The sequence below is a fragment of the Sulfurospirillum sp. MES genome (assembly GCF_000789415.1).
Classification (GTDB): Bacteria; Campylobacterota; Campylobacteria; order Campylobacterales; family Sulfurospirillaceae; genus Sulfurospirillum; species Sulfurospirillum cavolei.
Genome location: NZ_JSEC01000005.1, coordinates 76,475 through 96,371, shown reverse-complemented (window position 1 = coordinate 96,371; position 19,897 = coordinate 76,475). Strand labels below are relative to the sequence as shown.

The following is a 19,897-nucleotide window of genomic DNA, read 5'->3' as shown; positions in this document are numbered from 1 at the left end:
AAATGTCCATACCAGAGGATAGACGTTACAGTTCGCAAATCGTCTCCATCGACCCTTCATCTCTTGTCTCATATGCGTATTCGAAAAATGAAATCAAACTGAACAAGCTTGAGAAAAGCGATAAAAATGCATTTTTTATCTCTTATCTTTACGCACGGGATATGATTAGCGCAACAATCGATATTAGTCGCAATATCCCCGATAGCGATCTTAAAGATGCTATCGAAATAAAAGTCTACGACGAGTTGGCACTAGACACATCCGTAGAATATACGATTACGTATAGCGAAACGGATTCCAAAGATACTAAAAATCGCTCATTTAACGTTTTTATCGTCGATGCCGCGTTAATTGACGCTAAATTATCCCCGATCAAAGAAAAAACACGCTATATCGATTACGTGACTCCGGCTCCCTTTTTAATCAAAGCCTTATACTCTAAAAATTTACTTGAACCGGACGGTACGCACTGTTTCGTTTATTTTCAAAAAAACGACGCTTTTTTAGCCATTTATAAAGGCGGCGAATATATTTATTCTAAATCTTTGCATTATTCTTTAAAAGAAATTAATGAAAAATTTTGTGAACTTATCGGCGAAAGAATCGATGAAGAAGACTTTTATAAGTTACTCGTCAATGAAGGACTTCGTGCAACCAACAGCCAACACCAACAAAGTCTCATGCAACTTTTCGGAGAAATATTCCTTTATATCAACGATGTTTTAGTTTTTTGTAAACGATCTTACAATATCGATTATATCGATAAAATTTTTCTAGGTTCAGAAATAGGAACATTTTCAGGAATTGACGAGTATGGAAGAAGTTATTTGGGATTGGAATCGTTTGAATTCAATTTTAGCATCGCTATCAATTCCAAAGAGTGGTATATCGATCAAATTCATATTCTGATGATGCTCAGTGCACAACTTTATTTTGACAACCACGACGATCGTCTTAACTTTTCGATTTTTAAACGTCCTCCTCCGCTAAAATACAGACCGGTAGGACAACTTTTAGCAATTTTGGCAGCCAGTTTAATTGTCAGTCTTGTTTATCCCGCCTATCAATTTGCTTACCACTCTTTTTTAAGTTTACAAACGGTACAAAATACCGATGAGTACAATAAGCTTTTACAAAAAACTTCTAAAATTCGCCAAGATATTGCGGCATTGAAAATAGAAAAAGAAAAAGTGGATGTTCTTCTCAAAGACGAAACGGCAAAATTTGAATTTAGAAAAAAATTGCTATCGGAAATTTATCGTAAAAAAATCTCTTATCCGATGAAAGCCGCCATGCTTCTTGAGATTTTTCAACTTTCCAACCAAAGCGGAAGTAAAGTTGAAAACATTGTTTTTAAGAACCAACAACTCACGGTATCCATTCAAAATAGAAGCGAGAAAAAAATCACGGAATTTATCCAAGACCTTACCGAACTTAAAAAATATAAAATTAATACCGATAAAATAGCTCAAGACGACGCAGCTAAATTGTATAGCAGCAACATTTCAATAGGATTGCATGATGAATAGCCTTGATTCACTCTTTGATAAAATTGATGCTTTTTTTGATGGAAAGAAAAAAAATGAAACGTATCTGATCTTTTTAATGCTTGCTTCCGTTGTCGGTTTTATAGTCTATAGTTATCTTTTCCCGATCACGGAATCCATGTTAAAACAATCATTACGAACCGCGCAAGAAACCGAAAAAAAGCTTAAAGATGAACAATCGTATTTAGCTTCTGTTTCGAAAGACGGCAATGAAAATTTTTTAATTGCTAAAATCAAATCCGACATTGAGCATTCTAAAATCCTACTTGAAAAAGCAACGTACACGAACGCTTATGTCGATACGAAATTAAAAGAGCTTTCCTACCTTCTTTTTAACGATGAAAATTGGGCAAAATTCTTAAATGCTATCACACAATTGGCTCAAAAATATGCCGTACGCATCAAAGTCATCGAAAATAAAATCAATGAACCGAGTTTACAAAAAATTGAACAGATACTCTCTTTAAAAGTTGATTTTAACGGTCCTTTCGTCAACACGATGAAATTTATGAATGCCATTGAGGAAAGTGAATTAGTCGTCGATATTTACGAGTTAAACTGCACAGGAAAGAAAAATATTGAAGGACAATTGAACATTGCCGTTTGGGGGATGAAATATTGAAAACAGTGTTATCAATTATCGTCATGACATGTACGATCGTAGCGGTGATCGAAGCAAAAAGCAATCTAACGTTAAACGATGAAGTCAAAACGTACGATACTATTTTTGAGAAGATCGCAGAAAAAAGAATCGGTGCGAATATTCTTCTTTTGGATACATTGGGGAACCCTTTTGTTTCACTTTCATCCGATTTAAATGTCTCGGAACATAACGCATCATCAAAAATAGAAACCTTTACGCTCGAAGCCACCTTTGAGGCAAAAGCAAAAATTAACGGTATATGGTACGGGAAGAATGATGATGTTGGAGCGTATAAACTGGTAAGAGTTACACGTAATAGCGCCCTATTACAAAACGACAATGATAAAAAAGAACTTTTTATAAGGACGAAAGATGAGAGTAATGTTAAAATTTTTGCCAAATAATATTATTGTATGTATGGCAATTATAGCGTTTTTACTGTCTCCCGTTTTGGCGGTCGATAAAGCAAAAACGTGTGAACATCGTACTTTTAATATCAAAACCAATAATAAGGCGACGGGTGCGGAATTGCTAACCGAATTGGCCGACGTATGCGATTTTAGTATTGTCGTGAAAGACACGGAAGCAGAAAAAATTCTAGCAAAAAATTTAAACGGTATCAATATTAAAAATCTCTCTTTGGACGAAGTCTTTCAAATTGTTCTTAACGATAATGACCTTTTCTATACCTATGATAAAAATTTTCTAAAAATTTCGGCACTCTCAACAAAATCTTTTAAAGTCGATTATATTTCATCCGTTCGTGAAGGCAAAGCGGTTATTAATGCTTCGGTAGACGCTACACCTAAAGAAGTCGGTAGCAACGGTACATCGAGCGGGGCAAACCTTAGTACCAATCAAAACACCATTTCCTCTAACGAATCTTTTGATTTTTGGAAAACAATTTCAAGTGAGCTTATGTCTGTTTTAAATACGGGAGCAGAATCCTATACCGCACAAACGCCTATTATTAACGCCAGTGCCGGTATCATTACCGTAACGGCGACAAAAAAGCAACTCAATCGTGTTGCCGAATATATTGACTTACTCAAAGAGCGATTGCATAAACAAGTACTTATCGATGTTTCGATCTTGTCCGTTGCATTAAGCACAAGCAATAAAACAGGCGTTGATTGGAGTAAATTCCAACTTAGCATTAACAGTACGTCTATGTTTAATAATAGTAATAATTTAAATGCCTACCATAAAGAGCCTTATGCCCAAGTTGGAGCCAATGACTCTCTAACGGGGAATAGTGCCGTGATGAATAACTTAACCGTTGTTAACGATGCCGTCTTTTCAATCTCCGGTCTCGTTGATTTTCTTGCCTCTAATGGAGATACGCGTGTCGTATCAAGTCCGAAAGTTTTAACAATGAATAATCAACAAGCCCTCATCACGGTAGGAGACAACATTAATTATCGTGTACCTGAAGATACGACCAATACGGCAACAACGACATCAACATTAACGACTACCTATACTAATTATTCAATTTTTATAGGTATTTTGCTCAATATTACACCTGAAATATCTGAAGACAATGAAATTATTTTGCGAATCAACCCTTCGGTGAGTAACTTTAAATATTCTGACGACGATACAAAAACAACCAACCCTCGTGAAATTGCTCCGGATACGACCGAGAAAAAGCTTTCAACGGTTGTAAAAGTTAAAGACGGCAGTACGATTATTTTGGGCGGACTCATAGCCAATACCAAAGGTAAAGAGGCAAGCAACGTCCCCGTTCTTAGTAGTATTCCTTTGCTCGGTGAAGCCTTTAAACATTCTGCCGACACGATTAGCACGACAGAGCTTGTTTTTGTTATTACTCCACGTATTATCGGAGCCAAAGGAACGGATAAAACAACGCTTAAAGATCTAGGGTATAGTCAAAAAGTCTATGAACAGCCATTACCGTGATCTCAAATCCATCTTTGTCGATGGAGAAGTATTTGACTATATTAATTTAGACAAGGCGGCACTGACGTACGATAAATTGATACAAACGTTGGATAAGCCTTTAAAACTTATTTTGTTTTACGGCAAACCGGGGACTGGAAAAACATTTTTATTGCAAAAAATTTATAATGATTTACGCCAAAAAAAGCGTATTATTTTTTTTCCAAGACCTTTTTTCGACGAAAAAGTTTTTATTAAAGCTTTATACGAAGCAACGTTTGGCAAAGCTTCTCCGGAATTTTCCAATTATAATGAGTTTTTAGCCTTGGTAGGGAAACATATTACTTCTCCCGAACAAGGCATTACCGTTTTAATCGACGAAGCACAGCTTTATCCGACGGATCTGATTGAGAAAATCCGTCTAATGGCCGATTCGAGGCTTTTTAAATTTCTCTTTACGGTTCATAAAACAGAAAAAGAAGACGTTCTTGCTAAGGATTATTTTCAAACGCGTATTTGGGAAACGATTGAAATCGATAATGCTTCTTTAAATGAAATTAAAACCTATATCGAAAAAAAATTATTGTTTCATAATCGTTTTGAGTATCTCAATTTATTCAAAGAAAAACATTATAAACTGATTGCACATCTTACTTCCGGTAATTTACGAACCATCAACAAATTGATGTATAAACTCTTTGAAATATTAGAATATTACGATCAGCATAAACCCTCTTTAATTAAAGCCAATGCTTTGCATATCAAATATGTTGAGATGGCCGGAATTAGCTTAGGAATGATTCATGCTTAGCCATTCCGAAATCAATGAGCTTGAGAAAAAGCTATCGAAATACCGATTAAAAAGAACATTATTCCAAGGTGGATCGATTTTAATAGGCATATCTGTTGTCACCACGCTCTCTTTGCTTTTCTTTCTTTATCGCTCAGATGCTCCAACACCTCAAAAAGTTCAAGCACCGCATGAAAGCATACAAGAAAAAGAAAATAACGGTAGTAGTGTATCCGCACCCGTGCTTGCAGTGGAAAACAATATGACACAAACGGAGAACACGATTCCCGATGTGCATGAAAAATCAAAAGAAGAGATTTTACTCTTACGCCTTCCGGATACATTGAATAAAACGTCCGCATCGGAGAAAAAAGCTTATACTCCGCCACCCGAAGATTTCGATACACCGCCTGTCAAAAAGAAAGCGGAAAACGAATTGGATTTGCCTGTATTAAAACGTAACGGTAGCAGTGAAGAACAAACATTTTATCGAAATAAAGAAGAACAAATCGACGCTACGCTATTGCCTCCGCCGCCTCCGTTGGAAGAGAGTAAACCCAAGGGAGTTATTAAAATAGAAAGCCAAGAGATCAACTCAATTTCATATTTGAAAGAGAAATTCGATACGACGCACAATATTGTCTTTGCTTTAATGTTGGCGGAAGAGTATTATTTAAGTAAAAACTATGTCGAGAGCAATAAATGGGCGTTGATTGCTAATAATCTTGATGCCGAAAATGAAAAAAGCTGGATTTGGTTTGCTAAATCCAAAGTCAAATTAGGACAAAAAGAAGATGCTATTTTAGCGTTAAAGACCTATTTAAAAAACACAAAATCTCAAGCGGCACAAAGTTTGCTCAACCAAATTACCTTGGGAGAACCGATTCAATAACGTTTTACGCTATGAAACAAATTATATAATATATAAAAAGAAATGAAAAGGTAGCGGTGCAGAAGCATGAGTGATATTACGACGACTTTATTAACGTACTTGATCCAAAATCGTATCATTGACGAAAATACGGCTCATAGAATTCAAGATGAAGCAAAGCAAAACGATCAAAAAGCTTTAGGCGAAATTTTACTTGAAAATCGTTTTTTTACCAAAGAAGATCTTTTCATCTTAGTAATCGAATTTTTCAAAAAAGGGTATCTGTCTCTTGAAGACGTTAACAGCAATTTTGCTATAGAAAGTGAGAGATTTTTACAGGCGTTGGCAAAAAATTTAAGTTACGAATATCTGGATTTAGATTCGATCGATATCGATTACCGACTCGCTTCTAAGTTACCTTTCCCTCAACTTAAAAAATACAAAGCTTTACCGATCCGTGAAGATGAAATCAATATCTTTGTAGCACTCAAAGACCCGATGGATATTCATGCGCAAGAAGGCGTACAACGACTGTTCCCGCGTAAGCTTCTAAAAATTATTATTGCCGATCCCGCACAAATCGATAAATACCTTATTAAAATAGAATTGGGAGAGAGCATTAAAGGGCTTATCGGCGAAATTCGAAAAGAGATTACTTCCAGTGCCGTCGAAAATCCGCAAGAATCTTCCGGTATTCTTAAACTCATTGAAATTATCTTAAAAACCTCTATCTTGGCAAGAGCTAGTGATATTCATATCGAGCCGACCGAAAACAATTGTATCGTCCGAAGCAGGATCGACGGTATGCTAACGGAAACATTTATTTTCGATAAAGACATTTATCCTCCCTTAGCATCTCGTATGAAACTCCTTTCTAATATGGATATTGCGGAAAAAAGAAAACCTCAAGACGGACGTTTTTCGGCAACCATTTTAGGAAGAGAGTATGATTTTAGGATTTCGGCACTTCCGACCATTAACGGTGAGTCTATCGTTATTCGTATTCTAGACAAATCCAAAGTGATGATAAAAATTGAAGATTTGGGAATGCATCCGAAAAATTATGCCAAGTTTTCACAATCGATGCGCTCGCCTTACGGCATTATTTTTGTTACGGGACCTACGGGAAGCGGTAAAACAACAACACTATATGCGGCACTTAATGCGATTAAAAGCGTACAAACCAAAATTATTACCGTAGAAGATCCGGTGGAATACCAACTCAATTTAACACAACAAGTACAGGTGAACGAAAAAGCTAATCTCACGTTTGCCTCGGCCTTGCGTTCTATTTTGAGGCAAGATCCCGATATTATTATGATCGGTGAAGTCCGCGATACCGAAACGCTTCGGATTGCCGTTCAAGCTGCATTAACAGGACACCTTGTGTTTTCGACACTCCACACGAACGATGCAATCAGTGCCGTTACAAGGGTCGTCGATATGGGCATTGAGCCCTATTTAATTAGCGGTTCTTTGATTGCTATCGAAGCTCAAAGACTCATACGAAAACTTTGTCCTTATTGTAAAAGCAAATACACGCTACCCAAGACGGCGCACGATGAGATTCACGACATGTTACCGCCAACGTATCAATTTTATAAAAATAACGGTTGCGAAAAATGTGCCCAGACGGGATACCTTGGAAGGGAAATGATCTCGGAGATTCTCGTTATTAGTGAAAAAATTTCAAGCATGATTGCGCAAGGTGCTAGCAAAAGTGAAATAAAAGAACAGGCACTCAAAGAAGGTTTTATCGACATGTACCAAGACGGTATTATACGTGCGGCAAACGGCGTAACCACATTTGACGAAATTGCAAGGGTGGCAAAAGGATGAAATATTTCGAAGTGAATTACCTTTCTAAAGGTAAAAAAAGTAAAACGATTATTAAGTCTCCCAATAAACACGATGCCATTGCGATCGCCAAGATAAAAATTCCGGGCATTATCGTCAATGTCAAAGAGACTTCCGCACCGTTAGAAGATCAGTTAAGTGCCTTTAAAGATCAATTTTTAAATACGATCTTACGTAAAAAAGTCAAAATGACAAGTTTAATTGCCGCGATACGCCAATTAAGCGTTATGACGAATGCCGGAATTTCAATTCACGACAGCGTCAAAGAAGTTGAGGCGGCAACGGTCGATAAAACGTTAAAAGAGATTTTTTCAAGCGTTAACGACGATCTTAACTCCGGTTTGAGCTTAACGCAGGCATTAATGCCCTATCGTGAAACCGTCGGAGACGTAACGATTGCATTGGTGGAATTAGGTGAAAGTACCGGTAATATGGCGGAGTCTTTAGCAAAGCTTGCCGATATTTTAGAGGAAATCGAAGAAAACAGGCAAAAATTTAAAAAAGCCATGCGTTATCCTATTACGGTCGTGGTAGCCATCGCGATCGCCTTTACGATTTTGATGGTTTACGTCGTTCCAAAATTTAAAGATATTTTTTCCAAGCTCAAAGCAGAGCTCCCTCTTCCGACCAAGATTTTACTCTTTATGGAACAGATGATTAACCAATACGGTTTATACCTTTTAGCCGGTATTATCGGCACGATTATTTTATTCAAATACCTTTTAAACAATAACGAAGAGTTTAAAAAAGGATTTGACAGGTATATTTTAAAGACTTACTTGATCGGCGACATTATCTTTTATGCAACTTTGAGCCGTTTTTGCCTTGTCTTTACCGAGCTGATTCGTGCGGGTATTCCTATCGCCGATGCATTGGACACTTCATTACTTACACTCGACAATACGCATCTTAAAAAAAGGCTTTCCGCCGTTAAAGTTTCGGTACAGCGCGGTATATCGCTTACCGAAGCTTTTCGAGATACGGCTCTTTTTGAGGGGATGCTCGTTCAGATGATTCAAGCGGGTGAACAAAGCGGTACGTTGGATAAAATGTTAGAAAAAGTGACCTTGTATTTAAAATCGCGCTTTAATCAAATTATCGACAATATCGCAAGTTATATTGAGCCTATTTTGTTGGGATTTATTGCGGGAATGGTTCTTTTGATGGCATTAGGTATTTTTATGCCGATGTGGGATATGGCAAAAGCGGTTAAAATGAATTAAGAGACTTCACAAAGCAAAAGCTTTGTGAAGTTTACGTCTTAGAACTCTTTGGGAATAGCGCATTCGAGCGTATCTGAAAATTTCTCTTGTGCCAGATCAATCAACTCTTTTTGCGTCAAGTGCGCAATAAGGCACAATGCACCTAGCTTTTTACACCATAGCCTTTCGATTTTGATTTTATAATCGGCTTCTTTGATTTTAGTCGAAATGCTCCAACTGCGAATACTCTTCTTTTCTTTATAACCTAGCACGTTTAAAATTTCTTTATCATCGACCTTATGATCGATGCATGAGCGTAAATGCGCTTCGTTAAGCCCCAATCGCCAAGCCTTATAGCCTAAAACAAGCGCGCGAGCACGTTCGGGGTTATTGGTTTTGACTTTATCAAAACTAGCACCGAAATACTTCAGTGCAACAATAATGTCTTTTGCTTTAAAAATTTTCTCTTTTTCCGCAAATTTCGGTGCAATCGTTTCTTGCAATGATAATCCTTCTTTTAAAATGGCCAAATAGTTTCCATAAATTTACTACCCCACGGCTTGGTCGTCGTTTGATCGATATCCCCTTCCGTTTTGTAGAGTATTTTGGCATCGGCAATGTATTTTGAATCAATATTATTGTATTGATCGATGTCATACGGTCGAATGACGCCGCTGACTTGAATAATCTGCTTTTCTCCGTTTAAAAGCAGTTCTCTACTTCCTTCGATAAAGTAGTTCCCGTTATTTAACACTTTAATGATACGTGCGGAAATCGTCGTAGCAAAACTTTCGTTGCGCGTTGAGCTTCCCGTTCCCGTAAACGAATTATTGGATCCGGCCGTAAAACCGATATTACCCAATTTATTCACTTGATTCGATACGCTTCCCATCACTCCGCCTCCGGCAGCCGTCGTAATACCGGCATTTAAAGCATCCGATCCTTCCTTGGTTAATGCTTTTTTCCCGGTAGAAGTTTGAGCCGTTTTTTCCGTAATCGTTACCGTTACGACGTCGTTAACGTTCATTGCTTTTCGATCGGAAAAGAGAGGATTTTCCCCTTGACCGAAAAGACTTCCCGGATTTGAACCCATATTTTCATTGACGCGCGATGGCAATTCGTCGACGTACGCAGGTGCTTGCATCGTAATCCTCGGATCGGCGGGATGAGAAGAACAACCGCACAAACAAAAAATCGAGACCAAAACCCATATCACCATTTTCATAACATTTTCACTCCGTACGTTTTACTTTGCCGTGTCCTATCACGCGCCCTTACAAAGCGACTGTAATAATGTACATGTAAGGCTTTTACCATGCGTTGGCTCTATTGAGACGCTTGATATGATTTCTATTATATCCAAAAAAAAATTTACGACACGTAAAGTTAACGGCATTTACTTTTTGTGAAAAAATGACTGCTATCTAGAAGTCGTATGTCACCAAACTAAGCTATTCTCGTGCTACGAATATGATGTAATATATCTTCAGAACGCTTTAGATTATTTTTAAGATACTTAGCGTTACTATTGGTATACGGTCTATCGTTGTTAACAAAAGGAGCAAGTCTTACATGTTTAGTTTTTTACATTCATCGGCCGAAATAACGTCTCAAAAAATGCCCTCCGCACTTTTAGATTCTCTTGTTACGCTCAATTTTCACGAAAACGAGATTACGAGCACTTTAAATGCACTCTCGTTTGTTCCGAAGGTGGCTTTAGGCTTTGTATCGCCGGCACTAGACTTTAATACGATCGCTTCGAAGCTCAAAGCGACGCTTCCTCCTAATACGACCTTAATACTTTCCACGACGGCAGGAGAATTGTGCAGTTGCGCGCTTCATCAAAATGCCGCTGCTTCTTCGTTGTACTCTTCTGCAAATGCCGGAGAAGGAGACAATATCGTTTTGATGCTTTTTTCGGAGCAAATGGTCAGCGATGTCTTTGTCGCCTCGATTGCCTTAAAAAGCGAAGATATAGGGACGAGTAAAAAATCAACGCTTGAGCGCATTAAAAGTATCGAAGAAGAGATTAAAAAAATTCGTATTCCTTTTAAAATGCGTTTTGATGATACTATCGGTTACACTTTGATCGACGGATTGAGTGCCAGTGAAAGTTTTTTTATGGAGGCCGTTTACAATGTCGGTAAGTTTCCCTGTCTTCTCATCGGAGGGAGTGCCGGTGGAAAACTCGACTTTCAAAATACCTACATATATGATGGAACGCGAACTTTGCGCCACCATGCCGTCGTTACTTTTATCAAATTATCGCCGCAGTTTCGTTTCGGTGTTTTTAAAAGCCAAAATTTTAGAAAAACGTCCACTTCGTTTAGCGTTTTATCCGCAAATCCGCTTACGCGCTCGGTTCATACTTTTTTAGACCGCCGCAACCATACGGGAATCGGCGTCGTTGCCGCTTTAAGCGACCATTTTAAATGCTCTGTCGATGCTTTGAACGCTAAACTTGCCAATTACACTTTCGGTATCGAAATTAACGGCGAAATTTATATTCGTTCCGTCGCTTCCATCGATACGATCAACGATACGATACATTTTTATTGCGACATCGAAGCGGGAGAAGAGCTTTTGTTGTTGGAAAAGACGGATTTTGTGCAGACGACGCAACAAGACTATGCGCAATTTAGCCGCAACAAACCAAAACCTATCGGGGCGATTTTTAACGACTGCATCCTAAGGCGTTTATGCAATGCCTCGGAAATTCATCGTCTTTCCATTTTCAAAGAGGTTCCAGTCGCCGGATTTTCGACGTTCGGAGAACTTTTGGGCGTCAATATCAACCAAACTTTAAGTGCTATTTTCTTTTATGCTCTCGACCAAAGCGTTTTTGAAGACGACTACGTCGAAAATTTTGTGCAAAAATACGCCGGATTTAAAAGCTACTTTTTGCAGCGAAAAATTAATCGCCAAACGATGATTCAAGCCATTTATAAAGCGATGTTGGATCAGATGAAGCACAGTATGCCCGTACTTCAAAATATCGGCAACGTTCTCAGCCAAGCGGTAGGCTCTATCAATACGATCGAAGACAATCTTGGGCATGTCGAACAAGAGTTTGGACTTTTTGCCTCGAGTATGGAAAAAGGAAGCGTCGATAACGCCAATCTTGTGATCGATATTGAAAATTTAACCAACAATGTACGCGATATTCGCGTCGTTTTAAGCGTTATTTCCGATATTGCCGATCAAACCAATTTGCTTGCGCTCAATGCCGCCATCGAAGCCGCACGTGCGGGTGAACACGGTCGCGGTTTTGCCGTCGTTGCCGATGAAGTCAGAAAGCTGGCGGAACGCACGCAAAAAAGCCTCTCTGAGACGAATGCTTCGGTCAGTACGATTATTCAAGCGGTCGAAAATATCAGTAAAACAATGGGCGGCGTGAGCAGCGGATTGATGGATGTTTCGTCTAAGAGCAGCACGCTTTCGTCCAATATGGAAAAACTTGCCGAACAAAGCCATACGATTTCCAATGAGTTAAAATCCCAAGCAACCTTAACGCAAACGCTAGGCGAAGAGCTTCAAAAGCTCGGTGTTTACGAAAAAACGCTCGATATTTTGCATCGCGATTAAGCCAAAACGAGGGTTGAGACGCTCTGCCCTCGTTTCTTACATGTACGTTTTAAAGCGCAGCTCGCATGGCTTGAGCGGCACGCCGTAAGGAACGATTTTATCGAGTAAGTAGAGCGTACCGTGGTCACATTCATTTCTTCGTATCGTATTTTTCCTCGATAAGGCGGGTGTATTTTTCTTGAAGGTCGATGTATTTGGAAAGAAGTTCATGAAACTTTGCTTCGTAATCGACGTCTGTTTTTCCCTCCTCTTCTACCTTTTTGACAGGTTGTGGCAATGAAGCACTAGGCGGCGTTTGAGGAATACTTTCATCAAGGATATAGTCTTGATCGTCTTTTTTAACGGTTTTCACGTGACCTGCGTTGATTTGTTTGATTACGGCAAACGTGCTCATTTTATGTTTAACGGCATATTGTTGAATGCTCACAAGGTTGTTCTCGTTCACGACGTTCCTTTTGATAGGTAAAAAACTTCGTGCATATTGTAGCTAAAAAGAAACTCAGGGTATAATGCACGAAAAATTATCGAGGCAAAAACGCATGAATCCGATAGAACCTTTTTTAAAAAAGCAAAACGTGTTGATTTTAGACGGAGCGTTCGGGACGGAGTTGGAACGTCAAGGCTATGACATCAACGATCCGTTATGGTCGGCAACGTTTTTGATGCACAATCCGCGTGCCGTCGCGAAAGTACACGAAGATTACCTCAAAGCGGGAGCCGATTGCGTGACGAGTGCCAGCTATCAAGCCACGTTTGAGGGTTTTATGAAGCGCGGCGTGAGCCGTGAAGAAGCGAAAAAACTGATACAATCCTCGGTGCGTATCGCGCAAGAGACGGTAGCATCGTTTTGGGCAGATGAAGCCAATCGAAAAGACCGTCTCAAACCTTTGGTCGCCGCGTCGGTTGGACCATACGGGGCGTATTTGGCGGACGGTTCGGAGTTTTGCGGCAACTACGGTTTAAGCCAAGAAATGTTGGAAGCGTTTCATGCCGATCGTTTGGAAGCACTCATTGAAGCCAAACCCGATTTGCTGGCGTGTGAGACGATTCCCTGCCTTTTGGAAGCTAAAGCACTCGCTTCTTTGCTCAAAAACCGCCCAAACGTCTACGCATGGATAAGCTTTAGTGCCAAAGACGGCAAGCACATAAACAGCGGCGAATCGATTCAAGAGTGTGCCAAGGTTTTAGATACGTGCGAGAATATCGTTGCTATCGGCATTAATTGTACCGCGCCGCAGTACATTGAAGCGTTGATCGAGCAAATACGCGCCGTTACCCAAAAGCCGATTATCGTCTATCCCAACGGCGGAGCGACGTATAATGCGCTTAGCAAAACGTGGGACGGCGTCTCTCAAAGCGGAATGCATGCTAAAATGGCGTATACTTGGTATCAAAAAGGAGCAAACATTATCGGAGGGTGTTGTCAAACCACGCCTGAGGATATTGCTCAAATCGCCCGATGGGTAAAATATGAAGGAGAAAAAAATGGGCGGATTGCTCAATAACAGCGTTAAAATGGAAAAAGGTTATAAGCTAGCGGGACTTGCGACGCAACAAAAGCATACGGTTCCGTATGAAAAAAAACAAGAAAACGTCGGTGCGGTCAACTCCGATAAGGCAAAACCGAGCGACGCGCAAAAAGCCAAGGCGAAAGCCAAAGCCAAACAAGCGAAAAAAGATAGAAAACGCAATCAATAAGTTCTTACATGTAAAGGTTTTCCCTTTACATGTAAGGGTTTTGACGTTTACAAACGCCCAAGCATTTTCGCCGCTTTTCCTGCTGGATTATTATTCAACAATACCTTTTTCGTACCATTTCCTCAACCATGCATCGAGCGGATACATAAATTTATAAATTGCCGGTACGACCAAAAGCGTCAAAACGGTTGAACTTAAAAGTCCGCCGATAATCGCCAATGCCATCGGAGAGTTGGATTCGTGTCCCGCTCCGTGTCCAAACGCTAAAGGAGCCATCGCTCCGATCATTGCAAACGTGGTCATTAAAATCGGACGTAAACGTTTTTCTCCCGCTTCCAAAAGTGCATCGTCGATGCTTTTTCCCTCTTTGATCGCGCGGTTCGCAAAGTCGACGACCAAAATGGCGTTTTTACCGACCATACCCAACAGCAAGATAATACCGATCATAACGAACAAACTAAAGGCATTACCGCTGAGATACAACGCAATCATAACGCCCGTAAAAGAGAGCGGCATCGAAATCATAATGATAAACGGTTGAACGACGGATTCGTACAATGCCGCCAAAATAAGGTAAATCAAGATCACGGCAAGTAACACCGCCGCACCGAAAGCCTTATTGGTATCTTCCATATTTTCAACGTCGCCGGTATAACGGTAACTGTACCCTTTTGGTAAAATAGAAGGCATCTTTTCGTTAATCACGGTCACGATCTTATCCAACGACGTGTTAAAAATATTGGCGGTGACAAGCACTTTTCTTTCACGATCAAATCGGTTGATCGATGCGTTACCCGTTCCCTCTTCCAAGCTTAAAAGTCCCTCAAGTGCCACGAAATTGCCTTCCGCATTGCGTACTTTGAGCTTTTTCAGATCTTCCAAAGATTTACGATAATCGTCGTTATAGCGCACCGTAATATCAAATTGTCGGCCGTTGTCTTCAAAGTAGGAAACGGCACTGTCGCTTGAATACGCCGATGCCAACACCGAAGCGATCTCTTTAACGCTAACGCCGACACGTTGGGCATTTTCACGTAAAATAGAGACTTTAACTTCAGGTTTTCCGTCCTCAAAATCGCGGTCGATATCGACGATACCTTGGGTCTGCTTTAAAACGTCCATCAGCTTACGCGAAGCACTATCGAGCTCTTCGAGGCTATCTCCGGTAATGACGACTTGTACGGGTGCCGTTGTTCCGCCCGTGTCGAAATCATCGACTTTTTCCACTAAAATCGTAAAATCTTGATACGTTTTTAGCTTATCGCGATAGAACTGAATAATCTGTTCTTGCGTTCGCGTACGTTCGGCAACGGGTTTTAATTTGGCATAGAATTTAGCTTTGTGAATCTCTTTTGCGGAGTTATAGCCGATCGAAGAGATCGAATAAACAATGTCATGATCCTCTTTTAGCAAAGCATCGATCGGAGCGATTTTCGCTTTCATCGTTTCCAGATTAATCCCCACGGGTGCTTTAATGACGACTTGAAACTCGCTGTTGTCTTGCATCGGCAAAAAGCTCATACCCACTTTCAACGTCGTCGAAAAAATGAGGACGCCGACGGTAGCAATAATCGTCAACGTTTTAAAGCGTAAAATCGGTTTTAAGATTTTGACGTACGCTTGATCGACGGCTTTTAAAATCGGCTCGGTCGCATAGTAAAATTTACTCTCTTTGGCACTCAAAACTCTAGCACCGACACTGGGAATAAACATGACCGCTACCAGATACGAGATGACGATACCCGCAGCTACCGTCATTGCAAACGAGTTAAAGAACATTCCCACGATGCCGTCCATAAACGCCACCGGAATAAAAACGGCAAGTAACACGGACGAAATCGCCAAGATCGAAAATGCCACCTCTTTAATGCCCTCAAACGAGGCGCGAAAAGGCTCCATGCCCTCTTCCATTTTTTTCATAATATTTTCGATCACAACGATGGCATCGTCGATAAAAATACCGATGGCAAGCGTCAAACCGATCAACGTTAGGCGGTTAAGGTCATAGCCTAAGGCATGAATAATGGCAAACGTTCCGATGACCGAAGTCGGAATAGCAAGTGCCGAAACGACGGTCGCCGTCACGTTGCGTAAAAAAGCAAACACGATGATAATCGATAAAAACGCACCGAAAATCAGGTCGAAACGCACGTTGTTAATATTGATCATAATCTTTTCGGATTGATCTTGAAGCACTTTAATTTCAAATTGATCGCCGGCTAAATGCTGAAGGTGTGGTAAAGCTTTTTTGACGCCGTTAATAATCGTCAACGAGTTTTCGCCCGCAATCTTTTTCACTTCAAGCGTGACGCCGCGTTGGCCGTTGTACGATGAGTAGCTTTTTGCATCGCTGAGCCCGTCTTGAATCGTCGCAACGTCTTTAAGCCGCACGCCCGGTTTGACGAGGATCTCTCCTATTTCGTCGAAATTTTGTGCGTCGCCTTCGGCTTTGAGGATGATCTCTTGCGTTTGATCGACCATCTTGCCGGTACCTTGCTTAATATTTTGCTTCGCGATAATCGCACTGACGTCGGAGGAAGAAAGCGCATACTTTGCCAATAAAAACGGATCGATAAAGATGCGGATTTCCCGATCTTGGTAACCGACGATATTGACCTCGCCTACGCCTTTAATGCGTTGCAGTTGGGCTTTGAGCTTTTCGTCGGCTAAGCGCATCAAGGCTTTGGAGTTATCGCCTTTATCGGCAATAAAAAGGCTCACGACCGCGCCGCTTGCACCTAGTTTTTTCACGACGGGTTTATCGACTTCGATCGGTAGATTTAAAGCACCGATTTTGTCACGTACGTCGTTGGTCGCAACGTCAAGATTTTTCGTGAGTTCAAATTGAACGGTCACAACGCTAAATCCTTCGTAACTGGTCGACATCAATTTATCAATACCGTCGACGCCCGAAACCGCTTCTTCGATTTTATCGGTAACTTTCGTTTCCACCGTGGACGGATCGGCACCGTTGTAAGTCGTTTGAATCGTCACGACGGGAAAGTCGACGTTGGGGAAAAGGTTGATCGGCATCGTATTGTACGACATCAGTCCGAAAACGATGAACGTTAAAACACCCATAAGTGTTGTTATGGGGCGATTAATGGATAGTTTATACATAAGACTATTCCGCTTTAATCATGCCGTTACCGAAGAGTCCGGGCATCAAATCCGCCGCTTTGACTTCGGCTTGCATTTCACGCGTCGCACTTAAAACGGAAGGATAAAGCTTTGCGATCGTTCCCTCGTACGTTTTATCGCTTCCGTCGACTTTGTAGGTAAATCTTTGTCCGATTTTCACTTTTTGCCAATACTTCTCGTCAAATTTCAACACAAGCTTGATCATATGAGGGTTCATGGCACTCAAAAGCGTCGTTTGACCTCCAAAAACGATACTGCCTAGCTCCGTTTGTTTTTTCGTGATGACCAAATCGTAGGGTGCGCGAAGTTCGGTTTTAGCAAAAGCCGCTTCTTTCATCGCAAGCGTCGTTCGCGCATTTTGGTAGGAGAGTGCCGCAACGTCTTTTTCATAGCGGTAATTGTCCATCTTCTCTTTGTCGATCACATCGGCAATCGCCGCATAACGCTCGTATGTTTTTTGAGCGTGTTCGGCACTTTTTTGAGCACTTTGCATCGCGATGCGCGCACTCTCTACCGCCTGTTTTTCTTCGCTATTTTGAAGTGCGAGTAAAAGATCGCCTTTTTTGGCGTACGTGCCGACGTTCACGTATAATGTGCCGACGACGCCGGAAACCGAAACGCCCAAATCGGATGTCTGGTCGCTCAACACGTCAAAGGTCGCGTAAATATCTTCGGCGTAAAGGGCGTTGAGTAGCAAACATAGGGTGATCAAAAGTTTTTTCATTGGATAGCTCCTTTTATTTCTCGCCCCATTTCATATAAAAGGACGGCTTTTTGGTACTCTACTTCATTGAGAGCGGTTTGTAATTGGGATGTTGCATTGTATTTATCGCTCAGCGCGTCGAGATAGCTGACGTTATTGACGATACCTTGCTGGTATTTCTTTTTCACGAGTTCATAGGTCATCGAAGAAGCGGTGAGTTTGGCTCGAGCGGCTTCAATCTTGGCAAGAGCGGTTTGGTAACTGTTTTGAGCACTTTTTAACGAAGCTTTGGCTTTGCTTTTCTCGTAAGAAAGTTCGCTGCTTTTAGCAAGATAATTTTTACGTGCCGCTTCGCCGGTCGCTGCGGTAGAACCGAAATCAAAGACTTTCCATTCCAAAGCCAACATAATCGTATTTTGATGATCGCCGTCGTTTTGCGCCGCAAAGTTAGGATTTTCGTAATCGTATTTGTAGCGAGAATACGTATCTTGGAGTTTGATCGTCGGTAAGTATCCGGCTTTGGCAACGTCCGCTTCGGATTTGGCACTTTGGACGTTTTGTTCCATCGCTAAAATATCGAAACGCTCGCTTGCGTTTTCAGACGTGTTTTCGAGCCGTAAAATTGAGCCTTTTTCAACCGATACGCGCGTTCCCGTGAGGTACTCTAACGCGTTGGAAATATTATTGAGCGTATTGTCCAAGCTTAAAAGATCGACGTTAGTTTGTTCGATATTGGAGACGATTTTTTGGAGTTCGTCTTCGGTCGTCGTTCCGACGGAGAGAAATTTTTCAAGACGGTAACGCTCGGCTTCGAGTTGCTCTTTTTTTTGTAAGGTAGCTTCTTTGCTCGCTAAGGTGCTAAGATAGTTGTAATAATAATAAACGACGTTTAAGGAGACGTTGTTTTGTGTGGAAGCGAGCGAAAACGTGGCGGAGCGTACTAAAGCTTCTTGCTGATCGAACAATGCCCCGCGTTTTCCGCCGTCGTAGATCACAAACGAAAGCGTTGCCGAACCCGTTCGACTTTTATCGGGGGAAAGAACGCTTTCGACCTGATTGAATGTTTGATTGGCGCCTAAAGAGAGGCTCGGTAAGTATGAACTTTTGAGGGCATACTCCTTTTCTTGCGCGGACTCGACGCTATAGCGAGACGACTCGACAAGCTTGTTTTGCTCCGCTAAGTTTAAGAGTTCGGGCAAATTTCCCGCCATCGTCAAAAGCGGGAAAAGAAAAGGTAAAAGTATCTGTCTTTTCATCGTGATTTCCTTATATACTGTTGCAAAAGGTTAGAGATATGTTTTGAGAGGGTTTGTTGCGCTTCATCAAAGTGCATATTGCCGGCTTTTGCGCGCACGAGCATTCCTTTGAGCAACATGATGATCGTATAGGTCAGGAGTTCCACGTCGTCGATTTCAAATTCGCCCGATTGTACGCCTTCTTTCAAACAAGCGGAGATGAGATCGTAATCTTGTCGGATAAACCTATCAAAATAAGCCGTGTAAAGTCCCGTCGTATCGATCAGCATAGCGCTGAGCGAGTGTTGATAAAGCGTAATCATCTGCTCTTTGTCGTATTCGAGTCCGCATTCGTTGAAATTAAAATACTCCAAAATCTTCGCTTTTGCACTCGTTACATGCATGGCTCGTTTGGCATACGCTTCTTCATGATTGCGTGAGAGCATATCCCAAATCGTAAAGATGATCTCCTCTTTATTTTTAAAATAGAGGTAGATCGTCCCTTTGGCAACACCGGCGTTTTTAGCAATTTCGTCGATGCTGATTTGAGAGATATTTTTAGCGGCAAACAGCGGTATGGCCGCTCGGGCTATTTCTAAACGTTTTTCTTCCTTGTCGATAATGCGTGCCATGTCACCTCTTTAATGAATGACCGTCAGTCATTTATTTTGTGAAATGGTACATTTTTGATTTTTAAATGTCAAGAGATCGGGCAATGAAAAA

At 41.0% G+C, this 19,897-nt stretch carries 18 protein-coding genes; 11 read left to right on the top strand and 7 right to left on the bottom strand.

The features are described 5' to 3' along the window. Positions 1-2: 2 nt before the first annotated feature. The 8 genes from OA34_RS08850 to OA34_RS08815 all read left to right on the top strand — a co-directional run bounded on the left by OA34_RS08850 (position 3) and on the right by OA34_RS08815 (position 8,833). Positions 3-1,529, top strand: coding sequence for a hypothetical protein (locus tag OA34_RS08850; protein ID WP_039674480.1), 1,527 nt, complete (start codon positions 3-5; stop codon positions 1,527-1,529). Next, on the top strand, positions 1,522-2,169 hold the full coding sequence (locus OA34_RS08845) for a hypothetical protein (RefSeq protein ID WP_039674478.1): 648 nt from the start codon (positions 1,522-1,524) through the stop codon (positions 2,167-2,169). Before OA34_RS08850 ends, OA34_RS08845 begins: the two co-directional genes overlap by 8 nt. Positions 2,170-2,213: 44 nt before the next feature. After that, on the top strand, positions 2,214-2,594 hold the full coding sequence (locus OA34_RS08840; RefSeq protein WP_144440990.1) for a hypothetical protein: 381 nt from the start codon (positions 2,214-2,216) through the stop codon (positions 2,592-2,594). Next, positions 2,563-4,113, top strand: coding sequence for a pilus (MSHA type) biogenesis protein MshL (gene mshL / locus OA34_RS08835; protein WP_286682945.1), 1,551 nt, complete (start codon positions 2,563-2,565; stop codon positions 4,111-4,113). Before OA34_RS08840 ends, mshL begins: the two co-directional genes overlap by 32 nt. After that, positions 4,094-4,903, top strand: a complete 810-nt coding sequence (locus OA34_RS08830; RefSeq protein ID WP_039674472.1) for an ATP-binding protein — start codon at positions 4,094-4,096, stop codon at positions 4,901-4,903. The genes mshL and OA34_RS08830 overlap by 20 nt, the downstream gene beginning before the upstream one ends. Further along, entirely contained in the window at positions 4,896-5,774 is an 879-nt protein-coding gene (locus tag OA34_RS13715) for a hypothetical protein (RefSeq protein WP_286682944.1), read from the top strand. Before OA34_RS08830 ends, OA34_RS13715 begins: the two co-directional genes overlap by 8 nt. A gap of 66 nt (positions 5,775-5,840) precedes the next feature. Beyond that, positions 5,841-7,592: a GspE/PulE family protein gene (locus tag OA34_RS08820; protein ID WP_039674470.1), complete on the top strand. Its 1,752-nt coding sequence runs from the start codon at positions 5,841-5,843 to the stop codon at positions 7,590-7,592. Next, a complete protein-coding gene (locus OA34_RS08815; protein ID WP_039674468.1) occupies positions 7,589-8,833 on the top strand; it encodes a type II secretion system F family protein in 1,245 nt (414 codons plus the stop codon). The genes OA34_RS08820 and OA34_RS08815 overlap by 4 nt, the downstream gene beginning before the upstream one ends. Positions 8,834-8,871: 38 nt before the next feature. Here the strand turns inward: OA34_RS08815 and OA34_RS08810 are convergent, their stop codons facing one another. Together OA34_RS08810 and flgH are read right to left on the bottom strand one after the other, a co-directional pair. Continuing rightward, positions 8,872-9,315 carry a hypothetical protein gene (locus OA34_RS08810; protein ID WP_039674583.1) on the bottom strand — a complete coding sequence of 148 codons (444 nt, stop codon included), beginning with the start codon at positions 9,313-9,315 and terminating at the stop codon, positions 8,872-8,874. 14 nt (positions 9,316-9,329) lie between these two features. Beyond that, positions 9,330-10,037, bottom strand: a complete 708-nt coding sequence (gene flgH, locus OA34_RS08805; protein ID WP_039674466.1) for a flagellar basal body L-ring protein FlgH — start codon at positions 10,035-10,037, stop codon at positions 9,330-9,332. Between the two features lie 347 nt (positions 10,038-10,384). On the opposite strand from flgH, the gene OA34_RS13930 reads away from it, so the two are divergent. Further along, a complete protein-coding gene (locus tag OA34_RS13930; RefSeq protein WP_502685203.1) occupies positions 10,385-12,397 on the top strand; it encodes a methyl-accepting chemotaxis protein in 2,013 nt (670 codons plus the stop codon). 130 nt (positions 12,398-12,527) lie between these two features. On the opposite strand, the gene OA34_RS08795 is transcribed toward OA34_RS13930, so the two are convergent. Next, positions 12,528-12,842: a hypothetical protein gene (locus OA34_RS08795; RefSeq protein WP_039674464.1), complete on the bottom strand. Its 315-nt coding sequence runs from the start codon at positions 12,840-12,842 to the stop codon at positions 12,528-12,530. 94 nt (positions 12,843-12,936) lie between these two features. On the opposite strand from OA34_RS08795, the gene mmuM reads away from it, so the two are divergent. Together mmuM and OA34_RS08785 are read left to right on the top strand one after the other, a co-directional pair. Next, complete coding sequence (mmuM, locus tag OA34_RS08790) at positions 12,937-13,902, top strand: homocysteine S-methyltransferase (RefSeq protein WP_039674579.1); 966 nt, start codon at positions 12,937-12,939, stop codon at positions 13,900-13,902. After that, positions 13,883-14,095 (top strand): hypothetical protein, encoded by a 213-nt coding sequence (locus OA34_RS08785; RefSeq protein ID WP_039674462.1) that lies wholly within the window; start codon positions 13,883-13,885, stop codon positions 14,093-14,095. The genes mmuM and OA34_RS08785 overlap by 20 nt, the downstream gene beginning before the upstream one ends. A gap of 90 nt (positions 14,096-14,185) precedes the next feature. On the opposite strand, the gene OA34_RS08780 is transcribed toward OA34_RS08785, so the two are convergent. From OA34_RS08780 to OA34_RS08765, 4 genes are read right to left on the bottom strand one after another with little or no spacing between them, the layout of a single operon-like run. Beyond that, positions 14,186-17,215 (bottom strand): efflux RND transporter permease subunit, encoded by a 3,030-nt coding sequence (locus OA34_RS08780; protein WP_039674460.1) that lies wholly within the window; start codon positions 17,213-17,215, stop codon positions 14,186-14,188. A gap of 4 nt (positions 17,216-17,219) precedes the next feature. Beyond that, positions 17,220-17,960: an efflux RND transporter periplasmic adaptor subunit gene (locus tag OA34_RS08775; protein ID WP_039674459.1), complete on the bottom strand. Its 741-nt coding sequence runs from the start codon at positions 17,958-17,960 to the stop codon at positions 17,220-17,222. Further along, positions 17,957-19,195, bottom strand: a complete 1,239-nt coding sequence (locus OA34_RS08770; protein ID WP_039674457.1) for a TolC family protein — start codon at positions 19,193-19,195, stop codon at positions 17,957-17,959. Before OA34_RS08770 ends, OA34_RS08775 begins: the two co-directional genes overlap by 4 nt. Further along, entirely contained in the window at positions 19,192-19,806 is a 615-nt protein-coding gene (locus OA34_RS08765; protein ID WP_039674455.1) for a TetR/AcrR family transcriptional regulator, read from the bottom strand. The genes OA34_RS08770 and OA34_RS08765 overlap by 4 nt, the downstream gene beginning before the upstream one ends. Positions 19,807-19,897 lie beyond the last annotated feature (91 nt).